Annotated in this window: 22 protein-coding genes and 1 pseudogene; 17 read left to right on the top strand and 6 right to left on the bottom strand. The window is 49.9% G+C overall.

What is annotated here, in order from left to right:
• The first annotated feature begins 4 nt into the window (after positions 1 to 4).
• The 10 genes from HMPREF0980_RS19930 to HMPREF0980_RS09580 all read left to right on the top strand — a co-directional run bounded on the left by HMPREF0980_RS19930 (position 5) and on the right by HMPREF0980_RS09580 (position 7,529).
• Entirely contained in the window at positions 5 to 124 is a 120-nt protein-coding gene (locus HMPREF0980_RS19930; RefSeq protein ID WP_334291726.1) for a helix-turn-helix domain-containing protein, read from the top strand.
• 80 nt (positions 125 to 204) lie between these two features.
• A complete protein-coding gene (locus tag HMPREF0980_RS19925; protein ID WP_334291725.1) occupies positions 205 to 369 on the top strand; it encodes an iron dependent repressor, metal binding and dimerization domain protein in 165 nt (54 codons plus the stop codon).
• A gap of 250 nt (positions 370 to 619) precedes the next feature.
• Complete coding sequence (locus HMPREF0980_RS09620; protein ID WP_330375889.1) at positions 620 to 892, top strand: winged helix-turn-helix domain-containing protein; 273 nt, start codon at positions 620 to 622, stop codon at positions 890 to 892.
• Positions 893 to 1,033: 141 nt separating this feature from the next.
• Positions 1,034 to 1,657 carry a TetR/AcrR family transcriptional regulator gene (locus tag HMPREF0980_RS09615; protein WP_242847395.1) on the top strand — a complete coding sequence of 208 codons (624 nt, stop codon included), beginning with the start codon at positions 1,034 to 1,036 and terminating at the stop codon, positions 1,655 to 1,657.
• Positions 1,658 to 1,765: 108 nt separating this feature from the next.
• Entirely contained in the window at positions 1,766 to 3,538 is a 1,773-nt protein-coding gene (locus HMPREF0980_RS09610; protein WP_049728846.1) for an ABC transporter ATP-binding protein, read from the top strand.
• A gap of 1 nt (position 3,539) precedes the next feature.
• The gene (locus HMPREF0980_RS09605) at positions 3,540 to 5,273 is read left to right on the top strand and encodes an ABC transporter ATP-binding protein (protein ID WP_049728845.1); all 1,734 of its coding nucleotides are present in this window, start codon (positions 3,540 to 3,542) and stop codon (positions 5,271 to 5,273) included.
• Between the two features lie 311 nt (positions 5,274 to 5,584).
• Positions 5,585 to 5,974 (top strand): cysteine-rich VLP domain-containing protein, encoded by a 390-nt coding sequence (locus HMPREF0980_RS09600; protein ID WP_049728844.1) that lies wholly within the window; start codon positions 5,585 to 5,587, stop codon positions 5,972 to 5,974.
• A 285-nt stretch (positions 5,975 to 6,259) separates the two neighbouring features.
• Positions 6,260 to 6,610, top strand: a complete 351-nt coding sequence (locus tag HMPREF0980_RS09595) for a replication initiator protein A (protein WP_049728843.1) — start codon at positions 6,260 to 6,262, stop codon at positions 6,608 to 6,610.
• Positions 6,600 to 6,848 (top strand): hypothetical protein, encoded by a 249-nt coding sequence (locus HMPREF0980_RS09590; protein ID WP_049728842.1) that lies wholly within the window; start codon positions 6,600 to 6,602, stop codon positions 6,846 to 6,848. Before HMPREF0980_RS09595 ends, HMPREF0980_RS09590 begins: the two co-directional genes overlap by 11 nt.
• A gap of 309 nt (positions 6,849 to 7,157) precedes the next feature.
• Positions 7,158 to 7,529, top strand: coding sequence for a TnpV protein (locus tag HMPREF0980_RS09580; protein ID WP_008978066.1), 372 nt, complete (start codon positions 7,158 to 7,160; stop codon positions 7,527 to 7,529).
• A gap of 44 nt (positions 7,530 to 7,573) precedes the next feature.
• On the opposite strand, the gene HMPREF0980_RS09575 is transcribed toward HMPREF0980_RS09580, so the two are convergent.
• Genes HMPREF0980_RS09575 through HMPREF0980_RS09565 form a run of 3 tightly spaced genes read right to left on the bottom strand, consistent with a single transcriptional unit; the run spans position 7,574 to position 10,912 of the window.
• The gene (locus tag HMPREF0980_RS09575) at positions 7,574 to 9,010 is read right to left on the bottom strand and encodes an ATP-binding protein (RefSeq protein ID WP_040013811.1); all 1,437 of its coding nucleotides are present in this window, start codon (positions 9,008 to 9,010) and stop codon (positions 7,574 to 7,576) included.
• Positions 9,003 to 9,923 (bottom strand): hypothetical protein, encoded by a 921-nt coding sequence (locus HMPREF0980_RS09570; RefSeq protein ID WP_008978064.1) that lies wholly within the window; start codon positions 9,921 to 9,923, stop codon positions 9,003 to 9,005. The genes HMPREF0980_RS09575 and HMPREF0980_RS09570 overlap by 8 nt, the downstream gene beginning before the upstream one ends.
• Positions 9,924 to 9,979: 56 nt before the next feature.
• Positions 9,980 to 10,912: a sigma-70 family RNA polymerase sigma factor gene (locus HMPREF0980_RS09565; RefSeq protein ID WP_008978063.1), complete on the bottom strand. Its 933-nt coding sequence runs from the start codon at positions 10,910 to 10,912 to the stop codon at positions 9,980 to 9,982.
• Positions 10,913 to 11,068: 156 nt separating this feature from the next.
• Between HMPREF0980_RS09565 and HMPREF0980_RS09560 the strand changes: the two genes are divergently transcribed.
• The 7 genes from HMPREF0980_RS09560 to mobQ all read left to right on the top strand — a co-directional run bounded on the left by HMPREF0980_RS09560 (position 11,069) and on the right by mobQ (position 18,379).
• Positions 11,069 to 11,371, top strand: a complete 303-nt coding sequence (locus HMPREF0980_RS09560; RefSeq protein ID WP_009295647.1) for a transposon-encoded TnpW family protein — start codon at positions 11,069 to 11,071, stop codon at positions 11,369 to 11,371.
• The gene (locus HMPREF0980_RS09555; protein WP_008978061.1) at positions 11,368 to 13,410 is read left to right on the top strand and encodes a recombinase family protein; all 2,043 of its coding nucleotides are present in this window, start codon (positions 11,368 to 11,370) and stop codon (positions 13,408 to 13,410) included. Before HMPREF0980_RS09560 ends, HMPREF0980_RS09555 begins: the two co-directional genes overlap by 4 nt.
• 70 nt (positions 13,411 to 13,480) lie before the next feature.
• Positions 13,481 to 14,110 (top strand): CHC2 zinc finger domain-containing protein, encoded by a 630-nt coding sequence (locus HMPREF0980_RS09550; RefSeq protein WP_008978060.1) that lies wholly within the window; start codon positions 13,481 to 13,483, stop codon positions 14,108 to 14,110.
• Positions 14,082 to 15,383 (top strand): DNA primase family protein, encoded by a 1,302-nt coding sequence (locus tag HMPREF0980_RS09545; RefSeq protein WP_008978059.1) that lies wholly within the window; start codon positions 14,082 to 14,084, stop codon positions 15,381 to 15,383. Before HMPREF0980_RS09550 ends, HMPREF0980_RS09545 begins: the two co-directional genes overlap by 29 nt.
• 515 nt (positions 15,384 to 15,898) lie before the next feature.
• A complete protein-coding gene (locus tag HMPREF0980_RS09540) occupies positions 15,899 to 16,114 on the top strand; it encodes a DUF6471 domain-containing protein (protein ID WP_009295646.1) in 216 nt (71 codons plus the stop codon).
• A gap of 13 nt (positions 16,115 to 16,127) precedes the next feature.
• Entirely contained in the window at positions 16,128 to 16,334 is a 207-nt protein-coding gene (locus tag HMPREF0980_RS09535; protein WP_008978058.1) for a DUF3847 domain-containing protein, read from the top strand.
• A gap of 152 nt (positions 16,335 to 16,486) precedes the next feature.
• Positions 16,487 to 18,379, top strand: coding sequence for a MobQ family relaxase (gene mobQ / locus HMPREF0980_RS09525; RefSeq protein WP_020990945.1), 1,893 nt, complete (start codon positions 16,487 to 16,489; stop codon positions 18,377 to 18,379).
• Positions 18,380 to 19,146: 767 nt separating this feature from the next.
• Here mobQ and bsh read toward each other — a convergent pair.
• The 3 genes and pseudogenes from bsh to HMPREF0980_RS09515 form a co-directional block, all read right to left on the bottom strand.
• Complete coding sequence (gene bsh / locus HMPREF0980_RS09520; RefSeq protein WP_009295645.1) at positions 19,147 to 20,136, bottom strand: choloylglycine hydrolase; 990 nt, start codon at positions 20,134 to 20,136, stop codon at positions 19,147 to 19,149.
• Between the two features lie 122 nt (positions 20,137 to 20,258).
• A pseudogene (locus HMPREF0980_RS18630) lies at positions 20,259 to 20,383 on the bottom strand (CDP-alcohol phosphatidyltransferase family protein); the annotation flags it as partial.
• On the bottom strand, positions 20,373 to 21,437 hold the full coding sequence (locus HMPREF0980_RS09515; protein ID WP_005946426.1) for an FUSC family protein: 1,065 nt from the start codon (positions 21,435 to 21,437) through the stop codon (positions 20,373 to 20,375). The gene HMPREF0980_RS09515 and the pseudogene HMPREF0980_RS18630, both read right to left, overlap by 11 nt.
• Between the last annotated feature and the right edge of the window lie 16 nt (positions 21,438 to 21,453).

Genomic DNA, 21,453 nt, shown 5'->3' with positions numbered 1-21,453 from the left:
CTTTATGTCTTTAACTTCTTCGATGGAAGATTATCTGGAGGCCGTTTTAATAATGCAGCAGCGTCATGGCTATGTCCGCTGCGTGGATGTTGCAAAGCAGTTGGGGGTAAAAAGCCTTCCGTAAGCCGGGCAGTCAAGGAGCTTTCTAAATCCAGCCATCTTGTTAAAAATGCTGACGGCACACTCTCCCTCACAGAAACAGGATTGCAGCTTGCCGAACAGATTTTTGAAAAGCATCGTTTTTTTACAGAACGGCTCATAGCGGCAGGCGTAGCCCCCAAAATAGCAGAACAAGACGCTTGCAACATTGAACATGCGATCAGCGCGGAGTCTTTTCAAAAGTTAAAGAAAGCATTGGATGATGGTTAGGTGGTGGTGATATGGGAAATTAGCCGTACTTGATTTAGCTGAAACCGGCTGGCAGGTCGGAGAAAAACTGTTTGCCCTGCTTTCCGCAGATCAGCAGCGGGAACTGGCGCAGTTTATCCTTGAAGGGACTATAAGCCGCGTCAACATAAATGATACACCGTATCAAACCATCTTCCGTGGCAAATATTCTATCCCCAAAAAGTCGAATCATCCCCTGACGGAGGCTCGGGCAGGAGATTTGTATTTCTGCTTGGAGCATCGGCTTGTTATAATCCGGGAGCAGCCGATAGAATTGACCGTCAAGGAATTTGAAATTTTCTCGCTGCTTATCTTAAATCCGAAGCGGGTATTCACCTATGAGATGCTAATGGATTTGGTATGGGAAGAAGATTATCCCTACTATTCCCGCAAAGCAGTCAACAACCATGTAAGCAACCTGCGAAAAAAGCTAAAGGTTGCTCCTGATCTGCCGGAGTATATCAAAAGCGTCTACGGCATCGGCTATAAATTTGAGGAAAAATAGGAAGGTGAGGCAGTGTATAAACGCTGCCTCGCCTTGCTTTATCTTCAATATCTCTGAAATGCTTCTATGGGTAATTTCCCTCTTGACAGGTCCCGCCTCTTGGAATAAAATATAACAGTGATATATAACAGCGTTATGGGGGTGAGAAGGATAGAAGGAAATCTGACAACCTTAGAACGCATCCACCGGGCCGCAAAAGCAGAGTTTTTGCAAAAAGGCTACAAAGACGCTTCCCTGCGGAATATCGTAAAATCCGTAGGTATGACAACCGGAGCCTTTTACGGCTACTATAAAAGTAAAGAAGAACTGTTCGAGGCTTTGGTGGGTGAGCATTATGCGTATCTCCTGAACTGTTTTCAGAAGGCGCAAAAAGATTTTGCCAATCTCCCCCACGAGCAGCAGCCGGAGGTTATGGGAGATATTTCCGGCGCTTGCATGTTTGATATGCTTCATTACGCCTACGAACATCTGGAAGAATGTAAACTGATTCTCTGCTTTTCGGAGGGCACGAAGTTTTTCGGTTTCATTGATGAAATGGTGAGGATTGAAGTGGAAGGCACCCACGCCTATCTGAAGGTTCTGGAGGAATTGGGTCGGCCTTCACCACAGATCGACCCTGCGCTGGAGCATATCCTGATTACCGGTATGTTCCACACCTTTTTTGAACTGGTGATTCACGAGATGCCGCTTCGGGACGCGGAAAACTATGTGAAGGAAATGCGAGCCTTTTATACAGCCGGATGGATGAAAATTATGGGGCAGTAAAGCCCTGTAATTTTTGCCCAGAGGTTAGCAATAACTAACTTATGAGGATATAAGAAGAACGCGCTTGTGTTCTCTTTATCATAAATAAACGAAAAGGAGGAATCTTCTTTGAAAAAACAATCCAATCTATCACGGCTGCTTGCAGTTGCAGGCGGCCACAAATACCTGACTTACGCTTCTTGGGTGCTTTCGGCAATCAGCGCCCTCATAGCGTTAGTGCCTTTCTACTATATCTGGAAGGTCATGCAGGAAGTGTTGGCAGTTGCGCCGGATTTCAGCCATGCGCAAAACCTGACCCATAACGGCTGGATGGCGGTGCTGTTCGCGGTGATTGCGGTGCTGGTCTACATAGGCGCTCTGATGTGTTCACACAAGGGAGCGTTCCGCATTGCCACCAACCTGCGCCTGCAAACGATGGAGCATATTGTAAAGCTGCCGCTGGGGTTTGCAGAACAATTCGGCAGCGGCAGGCTGCGCAAAATCGTCAATGAATCCAGCGCCGCCACCGAAACCTATCTGGCGCATCAGCTTCCCGACCGCGCCAATGCCATTGCAACGCCATGCGGCCTTTTCGTCCTGCTGCTGGTGTTCGATTGGCGGCTGGGACTTTTGAGCCTTGTGCCGGTTTTGTTGGGCTTTCTGATTATGATGACGATGACCGGAAAGAAAATGCAGGAAAAAATGAAAGAATACCAAAATGCTCTCGATGATATGTCCAATGAAGCGGTGGAGTATGTGCGGGGGATTCCTGTTGTGAAAACCTTCGGGCAGACCATATTCTCCTTCAAAAAATTCAAGGATTCCATTGATAGGTATAAGGTGTGGGTGATTGCCTATACCAAGCAGCTTCGAGCACCCATGATGTTCTACACAGCGGCGATCAACGGAGTGTTTGCCGCGCTGATTGCCGGTGCGCTGATTTTTACAGAGGGCGGCGTTACCAAGGATTTCCTGCTGGATTTGATGTTCTACATCATCATCACGCCCATCATCTCCGTCACCCTTACCCGTATCATGTTTCAGAGCGAAAATGCCATGATTGTGGACGACGCTTTGCATAGAATCGACAGCGTATTGAATTTGAACCCTCTTGCAGAAGCAGCACAGCCGGAACACCCAAACGGCGCTTCGGTACAGCTTAACCATGTCCATTTCAGTTATGATGGAAAAAACGAGGTCATCAAGGATATTTCCCTTTCCATTCCCGCAGGGCAGACGGTGGCCTTTGTGGGACCTTCCGGCGGTGGCAAGACCACACTTGCCAATCTGATCTGCCGGTTCTTTGACCCGCAAGGCGGGCAGGTGAAGATTGGCGGCGTGGATGTGAAGCACATCGCCAAAGAGGAACTGATGAATACAGTTTCTTTTGTATTCCAGAACAGCCGCCTAATCAAAGCCTCGATTTTGGAAAATGTGCGTATGGGCAAACCGGATGCTACCCGGAAAGAAATTATGGCCGCGCTCCATAACGCCCAGTGCGACGATATTCTGGAAAAGCTGCCGAGGGGCGCAGACACCGTGATCGGGACAAAAGGTGTGTACCTTTCCGGCGGCGAACAACAGCGGATTGCCATCGCCCGCGTGATGCTGAAAAATGCGCCTATCGTAATCTTAGACGAGGCCACCGCCTTTGCCGACCCGGATAATGAATCCCGCGTACAGGCAGCCTTTTCCAAGCTGTCACAGGGGAAAACGGTGATTATGATCGCCCATCGGCTCTCTACCGTGGCTGGCGTAGACCAAATCTATGTCATTGAGGATGGGCAGATCACAGAGAGCGGCAAAAGCCGTGAGCTGTTGAAAAAAGGCGGCGTATTCAGCCGCATGTGGCAGGACTATCAAACTTCTGTTCAATGGAAGGTTGCAAAGGAGGTACAATAAAGTGATTAAAAAACTTCAAAAGAAATATGCCCTTTCCGAGCAGGGGGCGAAGGATCTGGTAAAAGGCTGCCTTGCCTGCGTCCTCCAGAATCTTTCCTTTATGTTTCCTGTTGGGCTTTTATATTTTTTAGTGGCCGATCTGATGAACGGCGGTATTCCCAGTGAAAAAATCGCTTTTTACATCGTGGGCTGCGTGGTGTGCATTGGCTTGATCTTGCTTACCACTTACTTTCAGTACAACGCCACCTACTTTGCCACCTATACGGAAAGCGGTGTGCGAAGGATTACGCTGGCCGAACGGCTGCGGAAAATTCCCTTGTCCTTCTTTGGGAAAAAGGATCTGGCCGATCTCACCAGCACCATCATGGCCGACTGCACCTTTTTGGAGCAGAGCTTTTCCCACTTCATTCCCGAACTGGCAGGCTCCATCATCTCCACTGTCTTAATTTCAATCAGCCTTTTGGTATTCGACTGGCGCATGGCGCTGGCGGCGCTTTGGGTTCTGCCGGTGGCCTTTGCCATCGTAGGCTTTTCTGCAAGGGTGCAGGAACGGCTTAATCAGAAAGCGATGGATGTAAAGATGGCCTGCGCGGACGGGATTCAGGAGTGCATTGAGACGGTGCGCGACTTGAAGGCCAACAACGCCGAAGCAGAATACCTGAAAGGCTTAGAAAAGAAAATCCGCGCCGTGGAACACCGTTCCATTCTCAATGAGTTTGGGTTGGCAGCCTTTGTGGTGTCCGCATCGCTCATATTAAAGCTGGGAATTGCCACCGTTGCGCTGGTAGGCTCGGTTCTGCTGATAGGCGGCAGCCTCGATGTCCTGACCTTTTTCATGTTCCTGCTTGTCGTATCAAGGCTTTACGACCCACTGCAAGGGGCGCTGCAAAATCTGGCGGCGGTTATCAGTACCCGCACCAATATCTCCCGTATGAATGAAATTCTCGATCACCCGATTCAGCAAGGAGAAAGCACGCTCACCAACAAGGGATATGATATTACCTTCGGTCATGTAGGCTTTGCTTACAACACGGGAGAAACCGTATTGAAAGATGTTTCCTTTACCGCAAAACAGGGCGAAGTCACAGCTTTAGTAGGACCCTCTGGCGGCGGCAAAACCACGGTATCGCGGCTTGCAGCAAGGTTTTGGGATGCGAGCCGGGGAAAAATCACTGTGGGAGGTATGGACATTTCTAAAATTGACCCGGAGGCGCTGCTTTCCTTGTTTTCCATTGTTTTTCAGGATGTTACGCTGTTTGACAATACAATCTTGGAGAATATACGGATTGGGAATAAGGACGCAACCGACGAACAGGTATTAGCCGCTGCAAAACTTGCCAATGTGGATGAATTTGCCGAAAAGCTGCCGGATGGCTGGCATACCAACATCGGGGAAAACGGCTGCGAGCTTTCCGGCGGTGAACGGCAGCGGATTTCCATCGCTCGAGCCTTTTTGAAAAATTCGCCTATTATTCTTTTAGACGAGGCTACTGCTTCGCTGGATGTAGAGAATGAAACCCTGATTCAAACCGCCCTTTCCCGCCTGATCGCAGATAAGACGGTGCTGGTGATCGCCCACCGGATGCGTACCGTAGCCGGAGCAGACAAAATCGTGGTGCTTTCTGAAGGAACTGTGGCCGAAGAAGGCGTGCCGGAAACACTATTGGAGCAGAACGGCCTCTATGCCCGCATGGTGAAGTTACAAACGGAGAGCCAAAGCTGGAAACTGGCGTAAAGTTTTTGTTTCTTCCAGTTTTATTATCTGCCGCATCGACTATAAGTTTGAAATTTGAGAAATACCATCATGGATTGAAATACCATGGTGGTATTTTTTATTTTTTACCCCCGAAAAAGCGCCCTCAAAAATGAAATGAATATTAGAGGGACATTTTTGTGTTTACCAGTGCAACAATCCTCCGAAAAATGTACTGGTATATGAAAGGTGTTTTTTGACTGCCGCAAATTTATTTTCAAAAGGGGGTGTCATTTTGCTTTCAAAATGTACGGATAGATAGGGAGAGTTTTTTAACAGCCTGAAAGGAGGTGATGGAAATCAAAGAGAAAATCCCCATCATGACCTATTCCCAGTACCGCAGGGCAAGAAAGCTGGCCCATCAGTGCTGCAACTATGAGAATGGGAACTGCCTCGCTCTTGACGATGGAGAAGAATGTGTCTGTGTACAGAGCATTTCCTACTCCCTGCTGTGCAGGTGGTTTCGCGCCGCTGTCCTGCCTTTGGATGAATCGTTGGAGGCTGCTTTACTTCATCAAAAGGAGCAAAAGCGGTGTACTGTCTGCGGCCAGCCATTCCTTCCCGGTTCCAACCGGGCGAAATACTGCAAGATCTGTGCCGCCATCGTTCACCGCAGGCAGAAAACAGCCAGCGACCGGAAAAGGAGGGCTGCCTGCGGACAATTAGAGACGAAAAAACCTTGATTCTACAGGCTTTGTAAACGCCGGTCAACGGGATAGAGGGATAAATCCCTTATACCCGCCCAAAACGAGCTTCTAATTGTCCGTATTGGGATTTTCCGTATTCGGGATTCCAGGACACGGTAAAGCTGACGCTCTGAAACGTCCATATCCTGCCTTTCCGTCCGTGGCTTTCCCGCCTCTCAGACAGCCCGGATTTAGACAGTAGTTAATAAGAAAGAGTTAAATACAAAAACAGTCAATATCAATCTATCTATCACAGCGATGGATAGATAGGAAGGAGGATTTATGATTCCATACAAAACAGATACCGATATTTCGTCTTACATCATTTTCCCACGGTTCCTTATCCCCCTGGATTTATCCAATGACGCCAAGGTGCTGTACGCCCTGCTTTTGAACCGGGCGGGGATTTCCAGAAAGAAAGGATACATCGAAGCGGATGGGACCATCCGCCTGTACTTCACTGTGGAGGATGCAAAAGCGAAACTTCACCGAAGCAGACAGGTAACGACGCGGGCGTTTCACGAACTGGAATCCTGCGGCCTGATCTTCCGCCGGAAACAGGGTCTCGGCCGGCCGGCTATTATCACATTGAATTTACCTGTTGACAAAAGGAGGGACGCCAATGACCGATGAACAAAAGCTGTATGAACTGCTGAAAGACTTTGATCCTGCCGTGGGGGAACGGATGGAGCAGCATTTCAGGGACGGGGCGTTTTACTTTGACCTTGGCGGCAGCAGCTATCCCTTCTTTGAGGGGAATACTGTCTACACGGTCATTCCCCACTTTGCGGAAAAAGGCTCGGAAGGGATCGTGAAGAAATTAAAGCGGCTGATGGAGAAGGATTTGCGGGAAAAAGAATCAGAGACATAGCTGAAAAATCGAAACCGGAGCGTTATAATAAGGGCAACCGTTTACTTGGCTGCCTGAACAGAAAGGAGAAGTAAATGAATCAGCAGCCAGAAAAAATTACCGCTTTATACTGCCGCTTGAGCCAGGACGACGCTCTGGACGGGGAAAGCAATTCCATTACCAACCAAGAGTTACTATGTAGAGGGTGGTTTCTCCCACCTAATACATATGACTGCGGCTCATTTGTGGTGAATGGAACAGCAGTTGTAGGAAAGGAGCAGAATATTCCTTATAATTGCTGAAAATCAACACAAAAAGGAGCTGATTCTTATGAAGTCTCTATTTGAAGAAATGGGCGGCACTTACCGTCAGGAGGGCGATTATCTTATCCCAAACCTTGCGCTGCCGGACGAACCAGAATACCAAATCGGCAAGTACGGGCGTATGCGCCGCAATTATCTGAAAGAACATCGTCCTGTTCTCTATGCAAACCTGCTCACAAGCGGAACGCTGCATCGGCACCTTGCCGAGATCGACCAAGCCTGCAATGAGCGTATGGAAATCATCGTTTCCGATATGGCAAGGCAGGAAGATGTGACCGAAGCGCTCAAAGCCGCCGATCAAATGGAATGGGTGCGCCGCATGAACAGCATCCGCAATCGTGCGGAGGAAATCGTTTTGACCGAGCTTGTATATGAATGACAAATGCCCGTTATTGGCTGTATGACCGATAACGGGCATTATCTTTATTCTTTTGGTGCTATAAACTTGTATTTGCCCTTTCCAAAGCCGCTGACAGGCTCAATCAAATCCGCATTTTTCAGTTTTGTAATGAGATTCCCTGCGGCAGTAACAGAATCCTTTGTGATAGCAGCGATGTCAGATCGGCCAAAGACGCCATCAGCGCCCATATTTGCAAATACCGCTTTTGCCTTTGCAATCGTGCCTTGGCTTGCGTTCAGCCGGTCAATCGCAACCTCAATCGCAACATTTTCGTTCTCGATCGTAACCTTGTTTGCGGTTGCCGCAGTTCCGTAATTCAGATTATAGAGCGTAACTTGAAAAGAACTGGCATCCGAATAGAATTTAGGCTCCAGCTCATCGCGGTAATTGTGAGCGGCACGGTAGGTTTCCGTGATTTTCTTAAAGCCGCTGCCTTGCCGCTCCATATAGCCCAATCGTCCGAAAATATCTGCAAGGACGGGATTGCGGCGCGTAGAGGAAATGCTGGACAGATCCCGCTCCTGTATCCGTGTTCCGTCTGCCATACCACCGGGAGAATGGATAGTAAGACGGTCATCATAAATATCGATGTGAACCTCGCTACCCAAAATCAGATAATCCCGATGGATCAGCGCATTGACAAGCGCCTCAAAAACGCTCCGCTCGCAGTAGTCGGGCATCTCAACACGAGAATCGGCGGTTTTCTTCCAGCGTGTTTTCATATTCCGCTTAACAAAACTGACACCCTCATTGAGCAGAATGATCAAGCTGCCAGAGTATTCCGCGCTGTCAAGTGCATCTACCATACCGCCGCTTTTATCAAGGCCGTTCCAGCGTGTGCAGAACAGGCGGGAATGCCGGATGGGAGAATCGTCTGCAAGCAAGGCGCCTGCATTGGTCAGCTTGCCGTGTTCGTCCCGCATATCGAAGGAATCGAACAGCTTTTCTTCCATGCTGTTGCCCGTCCAAGCCTTATACCGTTCGCGCAGCTTGGAAAAAGCGTAATCCTTGAAATCATACTCGGAAACCAGTTCGTCATAGGTGCGGTGCATCCCCTTGAGAATCAGCTGGTTCAGCGCATAGGACGGAGCAATCACGCTTTCATTGCCGATGCGGATATACGCCTCCATAACGCCGTCTGCTTTGTAGTAATACGGTGTGGAGCGCCCTGCGAACACAGACAGCACAAGAATGTCCTTGCCGTCCTCCCGCTCCGGTGCGAGGACAAAACTCGGATAAGGCGTGATACGCTCTTTAATCAACCGGCTGATTGCCTCTGCATCGGTCTGCGCGTCAGCTAAGCCGACAACATTTCTGTCATTATCAATACCAAAAAACAGCGTGCCTCCAATGCCATTTGCAAAGGCACTGACGCTTTTGAGCCAGCTTTTCGGCTTCTTTACCTCCAGCGCGACCTTGAAATCACATTCGGTCGCTTCTGCAATCCAGCGGTCAATCATCATTCTCACCGTCCTGTCCCTTATTCTTTCCCCTGCTCTTATAAACATTATACTGATTCTTGCACCGGGCGCTGCAAAATGCGGAATTGGCCCGACTGCCGAGGAACACCTTCTGGCAGTGCTTGCACAGCCGCAAGGGTTTTGCGTCGTCCACCAGCATAAAGCTGAACATCATCTGCACGCCCAGCAGCAGGGAATGAAAGTCCCAATAGATGGTGGGCTTGTCCAGCAGTTCAATATGATAGGTAGGCGCAATGCCGCCGAAGGCAGCCATGGCCTTGCGGTAAAGATTTCTTGTATCCTCGTCAATGCTGTCGTAGTCGTTATAGTACAGAATAGAGGTGGTCAGCGTGAACGCCCAATCCTTGAACTGCTGGGCAACCCAATCATACGGCTCGGCATATTCCCGCTGGAAGCTCATGTTCTTCGCCATTGGCTCATCCATAAAGGTCATGGTCAGGGCAATCATCATATTATCCCCGGAAACATTCCAACTGGATTCCACGCCCTTTTTCACCACATCCAATTTGTCGAAGGGATAGAACAGAGCAAGATAATCCTCTGTCGCCATGCTTTCTTCCTTGATGAAGTGATTCTTCGGCAGATAAACCGCCTCGTAGTCCATAAACGACGGCGTGGTGGGCAGTGCCGTCATCAGCCCCAACAGACCGTAATGGGTCACAAAAGCCAAAACTGCCTTTTCCACCTCGTCCTCCGGACTGCGGTTCATCATCAGCATACCAACATTCAGTGCTTCCAGCACCATCTCGGAGGAATCCTTCAGCGGGTTATAGATGTCGGGCTTTGCCGCCTTTTCCGGCGTAATATAGCGTTTTCCGTCCTTGCCGGTCTTGATCTCATAGCGGTCATACCGCACCCAATGGGAACGGGACTGCGCAAACAGATTGTTCATGACGCTGTTCCTCTCAATTCGTAATCCATCTATATATTAACCATATTACCATTGTATCAACCGTCCTTGGCATCGTCAAGGGCGGCTTTCTTTTTTCTCGGCTTCGTTTTATTCTCCCTGCGGATCACGGCATCCTTGCCCATGGTTTGCAGCAGCGCTTCATATTCCTCCATGAACTCGCGCTCCCGCAGCGTAAAGCTATGATCGTTTTCCAGCTTTTCGCTCAGATGCTCATACATCCGCTTTTGCAGCTTTTTCTGAATGGTCATCCGCAGCTTTCGGATATTTCGGTCGGACTGCCCTCGGATGGCGGCAAGCCTTGTGGTGCTGTATTGCTTGACGAACAGGTAATACAGCACCTCCTTCTGCTCATCGCTGAGGGCGAAAAAAAGCTTGGAGAGAAAACGGTTCGCAGTCAGCTCGTGCAGCTCGTATGGACAGGAGAAGATGATGTCGAGAAAGTTTCCCTGACAGAGCTGGCGGAACCTCGGCAGATTCATCCACAGCGGGGCGATCTTCGGATCAGGTACCGCCTGAAACTCCAACGGCACATCCCCACGCAGGTTCTCATAGTCACGTTCCCGGCGCTCCCGGTTCCTGTCCAGCTTATTCCACTCGTCTACTACAGTCAGAAAGTCGGATTCTGTCCGGGCTGCTTCCTCCAGCCGCCGCAGAGCCTCTGCGCGAATTTCACGCTTGAGCCGCTTCTCACTGGTGGGCGCCGCTTCTTCCTCCTCGTCCTCCAGCTCGGCATTATAGTCTCTGGGGTGTTCGTCCTGCTCCAGCTCGCTTTCCAGCTCCAGCGTACGTTCCTCTGCAAGCGCCTCCTCCAGCGTCTCGTCCACCGGCGCACCGTCAGACGCATCCTCCCAATCGGCAAAGCTGTCCTCATCCATTTTAAGACCGGTTTCCTCTATTTGCTCCTCGGCAACTTCTTCCTCATCGGAAAAATCATCATCCCACAGCAGTTCATCCTCCCACGGTTCCATGACAGCTTCACCTCCCCGAAAAAATATTTTTCTTTTTTTCAAAAACAGTTCCGATTTACACCCTGTATTTCTCCTATTAGTAGAGAAAGTAATCTTGACGCAAATTACACAGGTTACTTCTCAAAGCCATCAACGAAGAAAAGGAGGATATGGAACATGGAAAACCAACAGAAAGCCACGGTTGGCTTACAGCCAACGGAACCAAACACATTATATCAAAAACCAACCAATCGCGCAAGGAGGATGCCTATGGAGCAGAACAAACGAGAACAGTTTATCATCCGCCGGATTGGCGGTACAACCTACAAGGTCAGAGTTGTGTTCAACGAAAACGGCGGCGAGACTATGGAGGATAAAATTTTGCGGATTGTACGCAATGATATGGTTACAAACGACGGAACCTATGGTATAATGGAGGCACCACAAATGAGCCGACAGTCTGAAAGGAGCGCATCATGAGCGTGAAACAGGCTGAAAGCAAAATTACCGCTCTCTATGAGCGGCTGTCCCGTGACGATGACAACGCCGGGGATAGCAATTCCATCGTGAATCAGAAAAAATATCTCGAAAGCTATGCCCAGCAGAGAGGCTACACCAACTGTCGGCACTATACGGACGACGGCTGGAGCGGCGGCAATTTCGAGCGTCCGGCATGGAAACAGCTTATCGCGGATATTGAGGCAGGCAAGGTTGCCCATGTGATCGTCAAAGATATGAGCCGGGCGGGGCGCGACTATCTGCAAACCGGCTTTTACACGGAGGTATTCTTCCGGCAGCACGGCGTCCACTTTGTCGCCATTGCCAACAGCGTGGACAGCGACGACCAGAACAGCAATGAGTTTGCCCCCTTCCTCAATATCATGAACGAGTGGTATCTGCGCGACCTGAGCCGCAAGCAGAAAACCGCCATCCGCGTCAAGGGCGAATCCGGCAAGCCCACTACCAACTGTGCTATCTATGGCTACAAGAAAGACCCGGAAAACAAATACCATTGGCTGATCGACGAAGAAGCTGCCGCCGTGGTGCGGCGTATCTTCCGTTTGACCATTGAGGGCAAAGGCCCCTACGATATTGCCCGCATCCTCTTTGAGGATAAGGTGGAGACGCCTGCCGTGTACTTCGGCAAGCAGGGCAAGGGCATCTGGAAAAGCAAAGAGGAATTTTCCAACCCGTATAACTGGAGCGGCTATGTCGTGGGACAGATCCTCTCCAAGCCGGAGTATATGGGGCATACGGTGAATTTCCGTTCCCACAAGCAGTCCTACAAGGATAAAAACGCCGTGATGAATCCAAAGGAGGACTGGCTGATCTTTGAGGATACCCACGAGGCCATTGTGGACAGGGAAACATGGGAGCTTGCGCAAAAGCTCCGCAAGACGCCCAAGCGCATCGACACGCTGGGTGAAGCGAATCCGCTGACTGGCCTTTTGTACTGTGCCGACTGCGGCGAGAAGATGTATAATCACCGCTCCAAAGGCGGCACGGAGAATAATCCGTACCCATCCGACTTCTTCGATTGTTCTTCCTATACCCTTGCCCGTCAGAAAAGAACTGCCGCCTGCTGCGGCCACTATATCACGACCAAGGCCCTGCGCACACTGATTCTGGACACCATCCGCACGGTCAGCACCTTTGCAATTTCCAATCAGGCGGCGTTCATGGAAAAGGTGCGCTCCGCCTCCCAGCTTCAGCAGGCGGAAGCGGCCAAGGACGCCAAGCGGAAGCTGAACAAGGAGAAAAAGCGGATTTCCGAGCTGGATACTATCATCAAAAAGCTCTATGAATCCTTTGCCGTCGGTCGTATTACCGATGAACGCTTTGACAGTCTGCTGGCAGATTACGAAGCCGAGCAGAAAGCGCTGCAAGCCTCTGTCGCAGAAGCAGAAGAAAAGCTGTCCGCTTTTGCGGAGGACGCCGCCCGTGTGGAGCAGTTTCTGGAGCTGGCAAGGAAGTACACGGACTTCTCCGAGCTGACTACACCCATGATCAACGAGTTTATTGAGAAAATCATCGTCTACGCCCCGGAGCGTATCGACGGTGACCGGGTGCAGGAGGTGGAGATCCACCTTCGCTTTATCGGGCAGTTTGAGCTTCCCGCACCGGAGCTGACCGAGGAAGAAATCAAGCGGCAGGAGCAGCTCAAGCGACATCGCATTAAAAGCCGGGAACGGTATCAGAAAATCAAGGCTGGTGAACACGCTGTCGGTCAGCCTTTCATGCTGACCTGCAAGTGCTGCGGGCAGGAATTTGCATCCAAACGGACGAACACCCTGTTCTGCGGTCCCAACTGCCGGGCAAAATTCTACCGGCAGGAGGCGGCAGAGAGCCGCAGCCGGGCGTGTACCTGCGAAAACTGCGGCAAGGAGTTTATCACAACAAGGTCAGATGTGAAATATTGCAGTGACGATTGTCGGTATGCAGCACAGATCAAGCGGCAGGGCGCACGGAAGAAAGCTCTACGAGAAGCTAAGAACGAAAAAGAAACGAAATCAGCATAAGATAAGACGCAACCGGCGGCTTGCCCCTCAATGGGCAGGCCGCCGTTTTTTGCGCAGAAATGGAGGAACAATGAATCTTTTTGAAATTGTCAAATACGGCGTAAGCTGCCGGGAGGCAGCGGAGCTGTACGGCGTGGAAGTCAACCGCTACGGCATGGCCCTCTGCCCGTTTCACAACGACCGACATCCCAGTTTGTATGTGGCAGACGACCACTATTATTGCTTTGCCTGTGGGGAGCACGGCGATGTGATCGACTTTGCTGCAAGGCTGTTCGGCTTGCCGCTCTATGAGGCGGCGCAGCGTCTGGCAGCAGACTTTCACCTTACCCCGGACAAACCGCCCAGCGCAGCGGCGCTCCACGCAAAGCGCATCCGAACAGAAGCACAGCAGCTCAGGGAAAACGAGCGGCTGTGCCTTTCTGTTCTGTCCGATTATGCCCGTGTCCTGCGGGACTGGAAGGTGCAGTATGCGCCGCAGTCACCTGACAAGCCTGTTCACGCACGGTTTGTAGGAGCCTGCCACGAACTCGACCGGACAGAGTATTACTTAGATATTCTGTGCGCCGGGGATTCTCACGAACGTGCCGAAGTAATTCAGCAGCAGATGGCGGACGAAAAGCTGGACAGGCTGCGACGGAGGTTAGAGAAAATTCACAAGGAGGAATTGGAAGATGGATATGACACCGCAGACGTGGCCTGAGTGGTACGATGGCAGGCACATCAACGAGGTGCTGTTCTGTCAACAGTTTTTGGACAAGCACCCCATGAAATGTGTGCGTGGGCGGCTGTTCACCGTGGACGGGCTGATTGAGGATGAAGGGCAGATTGGGAATCTCATTCTGGAGGAAATCTCCGGCGTGCTGACCGCCAATCTTTCCAAGACGGTTGCGAATCTGCTTGCCAGCATCAAGCTGCAAGCCTATTCGCCGCCGCTGCCCATTGAAACCGACCGCATCCATGTTGCCAACGGAACGTACTTCATGGACGGTAGCTTTTCCACAGACAGGAGCTACTGCAACAATCGTCTCACCGTCACTTATAATCCAGACGCACCCACTCCGAAAAAGTGGCTGCAATTCCTATCGGAGCTGCTGCAACCGGAGGACATTCCAACCTTGCAGGAATTTCTCGGCTACTGCCTGCTGCCGACTACCAAGGGGCAGAAGATGCTCATGTTGATCGGCAAGGGCGGCGAGGGCAAAAGCCGCATTGGTCTTGTCATACGCTCGCTGCTGGGGGACAGCATGAATACCACCAGCATCCAAAAGGTGGAGAGCAACCGGTTCAGCCGTGCAGACTTGGAAAACAAGCTCCTGATGGTGGACGACGATATGGACATGAGCGCCCTGCCAAAGACCAACTACATCAAATCCATCGTGACCTCCGAGTGCAAAATGGACATGGAGCGTAAGGGTGTTCAGAGCTACCAAAGCCAGCTCTATGTGCGTTTTCTTTGCTTCGGCAACGGTGCGCTCACCGCCCTGCACGACAAGTCCGACGGTTTCTTTCGCCGCCAGATCGTGCTGACCACCAAAGACCGGCCCGCAGGCAGAGCGGACGATCCGTTTCTGGTGGATAAGCTGCTGCGGGAAAAGGAGGGCATCTTCCTCTGGTGTCTGGAGGGGCTGCACCGGCTGATTGGCAACAACTATCAGTTCAGCATTTCGGGAAAAGCCAAAGAAAATATGGAGACGGTCAAGCGCAGCAGCAACAATGTGATCGAGTTTCTGCAATCCGAGGGCTATATCCGCTTTCGGGCAGACAGCGAAGCCAGCTCCAAGGCGATCTATGAAGCCTATACAAGATGGTGCGACGACAACGCGCAGAAGCCCATGTCTGCCAACCGCGTCAGCTCCGAGCTTGCACAAAATGAGCGGCTTTACAATGTGGAGGCCACCAACAACGTCCATGTCGGCGGCAAGCGGGTGCGCGGGTTCATGGGCATTGAGGTGGTCAATCCGCCGCCGTATTAAAAATGAGGAATGGACTTCAAAATTGCCGTACACGCCGTACACCCTGTACGGCTGTTTTTGATTTCATTCTTAAAAACCATTTTGCTTGTGTGCACCGTGGAGTATTTCACGGCAGAGTGTAAAATCTGCCGCTGAACCGACGGCTGGTACGCAAAACAGGCGTACAGAAGCGTACACAAAGAGACTTTGCCGTACCGAGCCGTACACTGGCGGCTCAATTTAGCGGCTTCAAAATCAATGCTTGTGAAATCCGTGAAGATTTTCGCCGCAGGTCGAACACGATGCACCATCCGGTGATTTACCGAAATGCGAAGCTGCTGTACCGGACTGTGGCATATCCTGCCATTCCGTATGTTCTCACACAGAACGATGAAGCCGATAGGGCGCAGTTGTGAACAGGGCATCACGGGCGGAAATCTGAGCGGATTTGCGGCACGGCAGATTCTTCACCGCAAAGCGCACACAGTTCACTTACTCAAAAACCAATATCACGAAAATATGGAGGTAAAAAGTTGATGAAATCCAATCTGAGAAATGAGATCAAGTCGTACATCGTCCGTCAGGGCATAACCATGCAGGAGGTGGTCGATCTGCTGCGGGACGAACACGGCTGGTCTGACAGCGTTTCCAACCTTTCAAACAAGCTCCAGCGGGAGTCCCTGCGCTATGTCGAGGCTGTCCAGCTTGCCGACGCGCTGGGCTATGAGATCGTCTGGCAGAGGCGGAAGTGAGGAGGATGTTCACATGACGGATACGGAAAAGAAGCTGTTGCAGGCGCAGCACCGATTGGAGGAAGCACAGGCGCGGGATCGCGTCAAGGAGCGAAAAGCCCGCACTCGCAGGCTCATTCAGGAGGGTGCAATTCTGGAAAAGGTGCTGCCGGAGGTGCGGACGATGGAGCTGCCTGCGCTGGAGGGGTATCTTTCACGGAAGCTGGGAAAAGAAATCTAAATTTCAGATGGGAGGTCTCCGGGAAACCGGGGGCCTTCCTCTTTTTTCTCCCGAAGGGCGCACTTACTCACCACCCTAAAGGGCAGTGGTATTTCCTGCGGAAATCGTGCGCTCTGCGAGGCGGATGCGGCTGCTGCGGCAGCCTCCAGACAATGCCACAGCACTTGCAGGGTGCTGCTGTCATCGTCTGCGCAGGTCGCAGTTGTTTCTGCTTTGGAAACAGCTTGCACCCTGCCCGCACAAACCTGCCACCGGCAGCTTTGTTTGCGGCTATGCCCGAAGCTCATCTTCGGGGCATTTTCTCTTTTGCGAAAGAGAAACAGAAAAAGGAAGAACGAGGTGAAGAAGATATGGCGATTTATCATTTGGAAGCGAAGGTGGTCAGCCGGGGCGCAGGCCGCTCCGCAGTAGCTGCTTCTGCCTATTTGAGCTGCTCCCGCCTGTATAACGATTACGACGGGATTCAGCACGACTACACGAAAAAACAAGGGCTTGTCTGGCAGCAGATGTTTCTGCCGGAATATGCCCCACAGGAATGGCAAGACAGAGAAAAACTGTGGAACGCCGTGGAGGAAGTAGAGACAGCAAAAGACAGCAGGCTTGCCCGTGAGTTTGTTGTGGCTCTGCCCATAGAGCTAAACCGGGAACAGCAGATCGAGCTGCTGCAAGACTTTATCCGGGAGCAATTTGTGTCCGATGGAATGTGCGCCGACGCTGCCATCCACGACACCGACGGTCACAATCCCCACGCCCACATTCTCCTGACGGTGCGCCCGCTGGATGAGCAGGGACGCTGGCAGTACAAGACCGAAAAAGAATATCTCTGTATGAGAAACGGTGAAGAACGAGGCTTCACCGCCGCCGAGTTCCGGGCGGCGCAGAACGAGGGCTGGGAGAAGCAATATCCCTACAAGGTCGGCAAAAAGAAGGTCTATATGACACCGTCTGCTGCCGAGGCGCAGGGACTCATCCGGGCTGACAAGCATCCGAAGAGCACCCGCTACGGCAGACAGAACCCCATCTCCGAACGTTGGAATAGTGAGGAGCAACTTGTGACATGGCGGGCTGCATGGGCGGATGTGACCAATCTCTATCTGGAGCGCGCCGGACGGGCGGAGCGAATCGACCACCGCAGCAACGCAGCCAGAGGTCTGGATGAGCAGCCTACCATCCATGAGGGAGTGACCGCACGGGCGCTGGAGCGGAAAGGGATCATTGCTGACCGCTGCGAGATCAACCGGCAGATCAAGGCGGACAATGCCTTGCTGCGGGAGCTGAAAGCTGCGGTCAGGAAGCTGGCACAGGCGGTAAAGAACACCCTCCCGGTTATTGCCGAGGCGATGGAAAAGCTGCGGGCAAATATGATTGTTTTCCGCTATCAGCTGCGGCATATCGGCCGGGGCAGGCAGCGCATGAAAGATTATATCCACGCGGTTCAGCCGAATCTGGTGCGCTATACCGAGCTGGTTCAGGAGATTCGGGGCAAGGGCAAGGAACGCAAGTCTTTGCTTGCCCAAAAGAAGGAGACACCCCTCTATCTCATCCCGAAGCAGTGTGAACTGTCCCGCCATATTGCGGAGCTGACCGAGGAATTGGAAGAGCTGAAATCCGAGAAGGATATGCTGCTGCACTCGCTGGAATGCAGTGACGATGCCGGTATCGCTGCTGTGAAAAAGGACATTTCCACGATGGAAGCCGCACTAAAAAAGCTGTCGCAACAGGAAGAAAAGTACACGGCTGAGCTGAACGACGCTTTGCAGCAGTATGCTGATTTGAAGACGCAATCGGCAGAATTCGACCCAGACGAATTGCAGGACGCAAGGCTCGACCTGCGTCCTGCAATGGAGCGCTCTGTGGTTGACCGTGTGCAGTCTGCTTACGGAGATAAGTACGATTACTTGATGATGTACGACAGCAAGCGGGATGTTGCTGATATACTTCATGAGGAAACGGAAGCTCGCTCCATCCGTGAACATCTGCGTCAGAAACAGCAGGCACAGCAGAAGCAAAACAAGAAGAACAGCAGAGACACTTGGGAACGATAATATATATATGCTACCACATTCTTGCGCTTACCTCTATCCCAACTATTGACATAGAGCCGCACAAATTTAAAGGAGCACGGTCGTGGCTGACCGTGCTCCTTTAGCATCGCTTGCGATGCATAGTCACAGATGGAATCTGTGTCAAAGGGGTTCGAGGATTTTATCCCAGACAGGCGATTTATAAGCCCCTGCTGCGGCAGGGGCTTATAAATTTTGCATGAGTGGGTACCGCCATGCATTGCTCGTTAAGATCGTGCCCAACTTTTTTACTTACGCCGCATCGAATATTTGCGAGATAACAGCCCCTGTATATGCGCCTGCTGCACTGGCAATTAAGTTCACAAGTTCAGATTTTGCTTTTTGCTCACTTAACTTCAACAATTCATCACCACGAGGAGAACAGTCGTATGCGTTAGCACCATGTGGCGAGCCACATTTCGTCATTTCATAGGCTCACTAAAGAAGAGAAACCATTATCTCAGCTTATCGTTTCGATTTCTCCAAGCAAATCATTTTTTCCTGAGTTGCTAATTTTATCTGCAAAATTGACTTATTTATGAGGACTATCATAATCTGCACGCGCTGGAACACAAGAGCAACTTTTTGAAATAACGTACCTTTGAGGAGTCTGGACTGGCTCCTCTTTTTTGTTGCACAAATTGTGCAGGCGGTGCTTGCACAATTATCAACCTAACATCTGCATTCCATACAATCTCGATATTGTCCTCCTGTTGTTCTGCGTTATGCTTTCTCCGTGCATTTTCGTATTATTTATTCTGCCATCTGACTTCGCCCTTGGACAGAAGCGGATAACAGATCAGCTGATCTGAATCCAGATTTTCCGCATGCATGTCAACCGCTGTGATCTGATGATTATCATAAGTCGTATAATAATAAATACCTTTTGCTGTATTACAACAGGACGTGTATATCGTGATCTCATATTTGCCTTCTGTCACCTCACAGCATCCACGCTGCTGATCTACGGATCCTAAGATATGGAAGAACTGGCTTACACTCTCATCCTCTTCTTCACCGGAGATCGAATTTAATTTTGTAAAGGCAACTTTCACAAATCTTGACTGGCTGGAAAGATCTCCAGGTATTCCCATTCCACCCATTCCTCTGCTATATGCATCAAGCTGTAATACTCCTGCAAAAGTACTCTCCGGCTGTTTTCTGGATACTCCGGCATAATTATTCAGTGCAAACATCTGACTCGGGAATGGTGGATTATTGGTAAGCACTCCTACCGGATTATCATATACATGCAGCCCATCTTTCATAGACTCAACAACGATACAGGAGTCTTTGTCTGCAATGATCCAGTGAAGCTGTGCTGTCGGCAGCTGTTCACTGAATGCTGTGCCTGTCAGTCTCATTGCTGCCAGCTTCTCTCTCGCCTCTGCTACAGTAGCACACTGTGTAAGGATCCATGGGATGAACTCGAACTGTGCCACCTGGCTGACTTCTGTTTCATCTTCCGGCAAAGCTTCTTCATATGCCGCATTGCCGACAAAATTAAGACCTGCCATTCCAAGGCCTTTTTCATTAACAGCATCATAATAAAGCGGATAACCTCCTGCAACAAATGCCATTCCGATCAAAGCATAATGGCTTTTTATCTTCCCGGCAAACCGGAAATCAAATTCGTAATTTCTTGGCGTTATCGTGATCTGTTCCCCATAGGAAAATTCATAATCAAGCGTTCTGCCCATATAAAAATCTTTTGTTTTGTAAGTTGCTGCTGTACACATATCGAACACCTCTTCTTTCTGCTATAATAGTCCTGCAAACAATCTCATAAACAACTGTCCGAGCCATAAATATGCACTCCGTCCTGTGCGGTACTTTTCGGTCACTTCCCTGCATTCATTCGAGGATTTTTCTTTACACAATAACTCCATATAATTACCGGAATCAGACAAAGCCGAAAAAAGAAAGAAGATTAGGAACCGTAATAATTCTATTCAAATTTTCTTTCTGATTCACTTCACTCTGCATGTACGGTCACCTCACTTTCCTTTTTTTTAGGCATAAACCAATAAAATATAACACAAAATGCTAAAGCAAACACAACACCAAAAACATTTTGACTCACTCTAAGACTAACCGCTCCTTGTAGTCCATATGTCTCTGCAGCAATGGCTAAAGCACCAAATGTGTTAAATACTGCCTGCCAGCCATATTGTGCTGAAAATCCTACACCGATTCCACCAAGAATTCCTATATATGCATAGATTGACGAAGGAAGCAGAAAATATAATACTGTAAAACATATAACACCTGCAATATTTCCGACAATCCTTTTACGGACTCTGTAGTGCATATCTTCCATAGACGGCAAAATCACGGACATGGCCGCAATACCAGCCCACATTGCACGTGGCATATTACAAAGTTCTGCAATGCAAAGGACAATCGGTACGCATAAAATCTGACATATCTGCCATTTTGTTCTGGAAGAAGTGATATCAAATTCTTGTATCAGATCTTTCAGATTTCTTTTATAAGTTCTGTTTTTATGATTTCGATAAAATACGAAGCAGGTAAGTGCTGCACCTAAAGCCATTCCGACTAATCGCATCTGATAGCTTTTTCCCGTAACATCATAACCATATAGCAGCAGATACCCAAGAACCAATGTAGATTGATTAAACATGGATGGATTATGGCATCCGAACAGAATCAACACAGCCAGTGCCGCAATATTTAACAGCATTCCCAATACCGGTGAAAACTGATTTGCTAAATGCGGACATACAGTCATAATTACAAAGAACAAAGCCAAAAGCATCGTAGATTGTCCGGTGTGGATCCCCAGATCCGCATTCCTAAACACCATGAGACATAATAAGACTACTACACCTACAATGCTGTTCTCATTTCCAAATAGGATGCTGAAAATACTAACAAAGAAAAAACAAAATGCCATTGTAGCAGCTATCTTCACCAGATATACCCACATATGATATAGTTTTTCTTTTAGTGTTTCACTCTTTTTCAACAGGTTTTTAGAACCTGCCTGATTTAACTGCAACTCCTGATAAAATGTCATATAAATACTCCCATCT

Source organism: Dorea sp. D27 (genome assembly GCF_001185345.1).
In the GTDB taxonomy this organism is placed as follows: Bacteria; Bacillota; Clostridia; order Lachnospirales; family Lachnospiraceae; genus Extibacter.
This window is presented reverse-complemented; position numbering and strand designations above follow the sequence as displayed.

What these genes read in the sequence shown, in the direction of transcription:
- HMPREF0980_RS09555 (WP_008978061.1), top strand. Translation starts at nt 11,368, where the DNA reads ATGAGCGTGAAACAGGCTGAAAGCAAAATTACCGCTCTCTATGAGCGG.
- HMPREF0980_RS09545 (WP_008978059.1), top strand. Translation starts at nt 14,082, where the DNA reads ATGGATATGACACCGCAGACGTGGCCTGAGTGGTACGATGGCAGGCAC.
- HMPREF0980_RS09550 (WP_008978060.1), top strand. Translation starts at nt 13,481, where the DNA reads ATGAATCTTTTTGAAATTGTCAAATACGGCGTAAGCTGCCGGGAGGCA.
- HMPREF0980_RS09580 (WP_008978066.1), top strand. Translation starts at nt 7,158, where the DNA reads ATGAAGTCTCTATTTGAAGAAATGGGCGGCACTTACCGTCAGGAGGGC.
- HMPREF0980_RS09565 (WP_008978063.1), bottom strand. Translation starts at nt 10,912, where the DNA reads ATGGAACCGTGGGAGGATGAACTGCTGTGGGATGATGATTTTTCCGAT.
- HMPREF0980_RS09560 (WP_009295647.1), top strand. Translation starts at nt 11,069, where the DNA reads ATGGAAAACCAACAGAAAGCCACGGTTGGCTTACAGCCAACGGAACCA.
- HMPREF0980_RS09515 (WP_005946426.1), bottom strand. Translation starts at nt 21,437, where the DNA reads ATGACATTTTATCAGGAGTTGCAGTTAAATCAGGCAGGTTCTAAAAAC.
- HMPREF0980_RS09590 (WP_049728842.1), top strand. Translation starts at nt 6,600, where the DNA reads ATGACCGATGAACAAAAGCTGTATGAACTGCTGAAAGACTTTGATCCT.
- HMPREF0980_RS19930 (WP_334291726.1), top strand. Translation starts at nt 5, where the DNA reads ATGTCTTTAACTTCTTCGATGGAAGATTATCTGGAGGCCGTTTTAATA.
- HMPREF0980_RS09575 (WP_040013811.1), bottom strand. Translation starts at nt 9,010, where the DNA reads ATGATTGACCGCTGGATTGCAGAAGCGACCGAATGTGATTTCAAGGTC.
- bsh (WP_009295645.1), bottom strand. Translation starts at nt 20,136, where the DNA reads ATGTGTACAGCAGCAACTTACAAAACAAAAGATTTTTATATGGGCAGA.
- HMPREF0980_RS09535 (WP_008978058.1), top strand. Translation starts at nt 16,128, where the DNA reads ATGACGGATACGGAAAAGAAGCTGTTGCAGGCGCAGCACCGATTGGAG.
- HMPREF0980_RS09595 (WP_049728843.1), top strand. Translation starts at nt 6,260, where the DNA reads ATGATTCCATACAAAACAGATACCGATATTTCGTCTTACATCATTTTC.
- HMPREF0980_RS09570 (WP_008978064.1), bottom strand. Translation starts at nt 9,923, where the DNA reads ATGAACAATCTGTTTGCGCAGTCCCGTTCCCATTGGGTGCGGTATGAC.
- mobQ (WP_020990945.1), top strand. Translation starts at nt 16,487, where the DNA reads ATGCCACAGCACTTGCAGGGTGCTGCTGTCATCGTCTGCGCAGGTCGC.
- HMPREF0980_RS09600 (WP_049728844.1), top strand. Translation starts at nt 5,585, where the DNA reads ATGGAAATCAAAGAGAAAATCCCCATCATGACCTATTCCCAGTACCGC.
- HMPREF0980_RS09540 (WP_009295646.1), top strand. Translation starts at nt 15,899, where the DNA reads ATGAAATCCAATCTGAGAAATGAGATCAAGTCGTACATCGTCCGTCAG.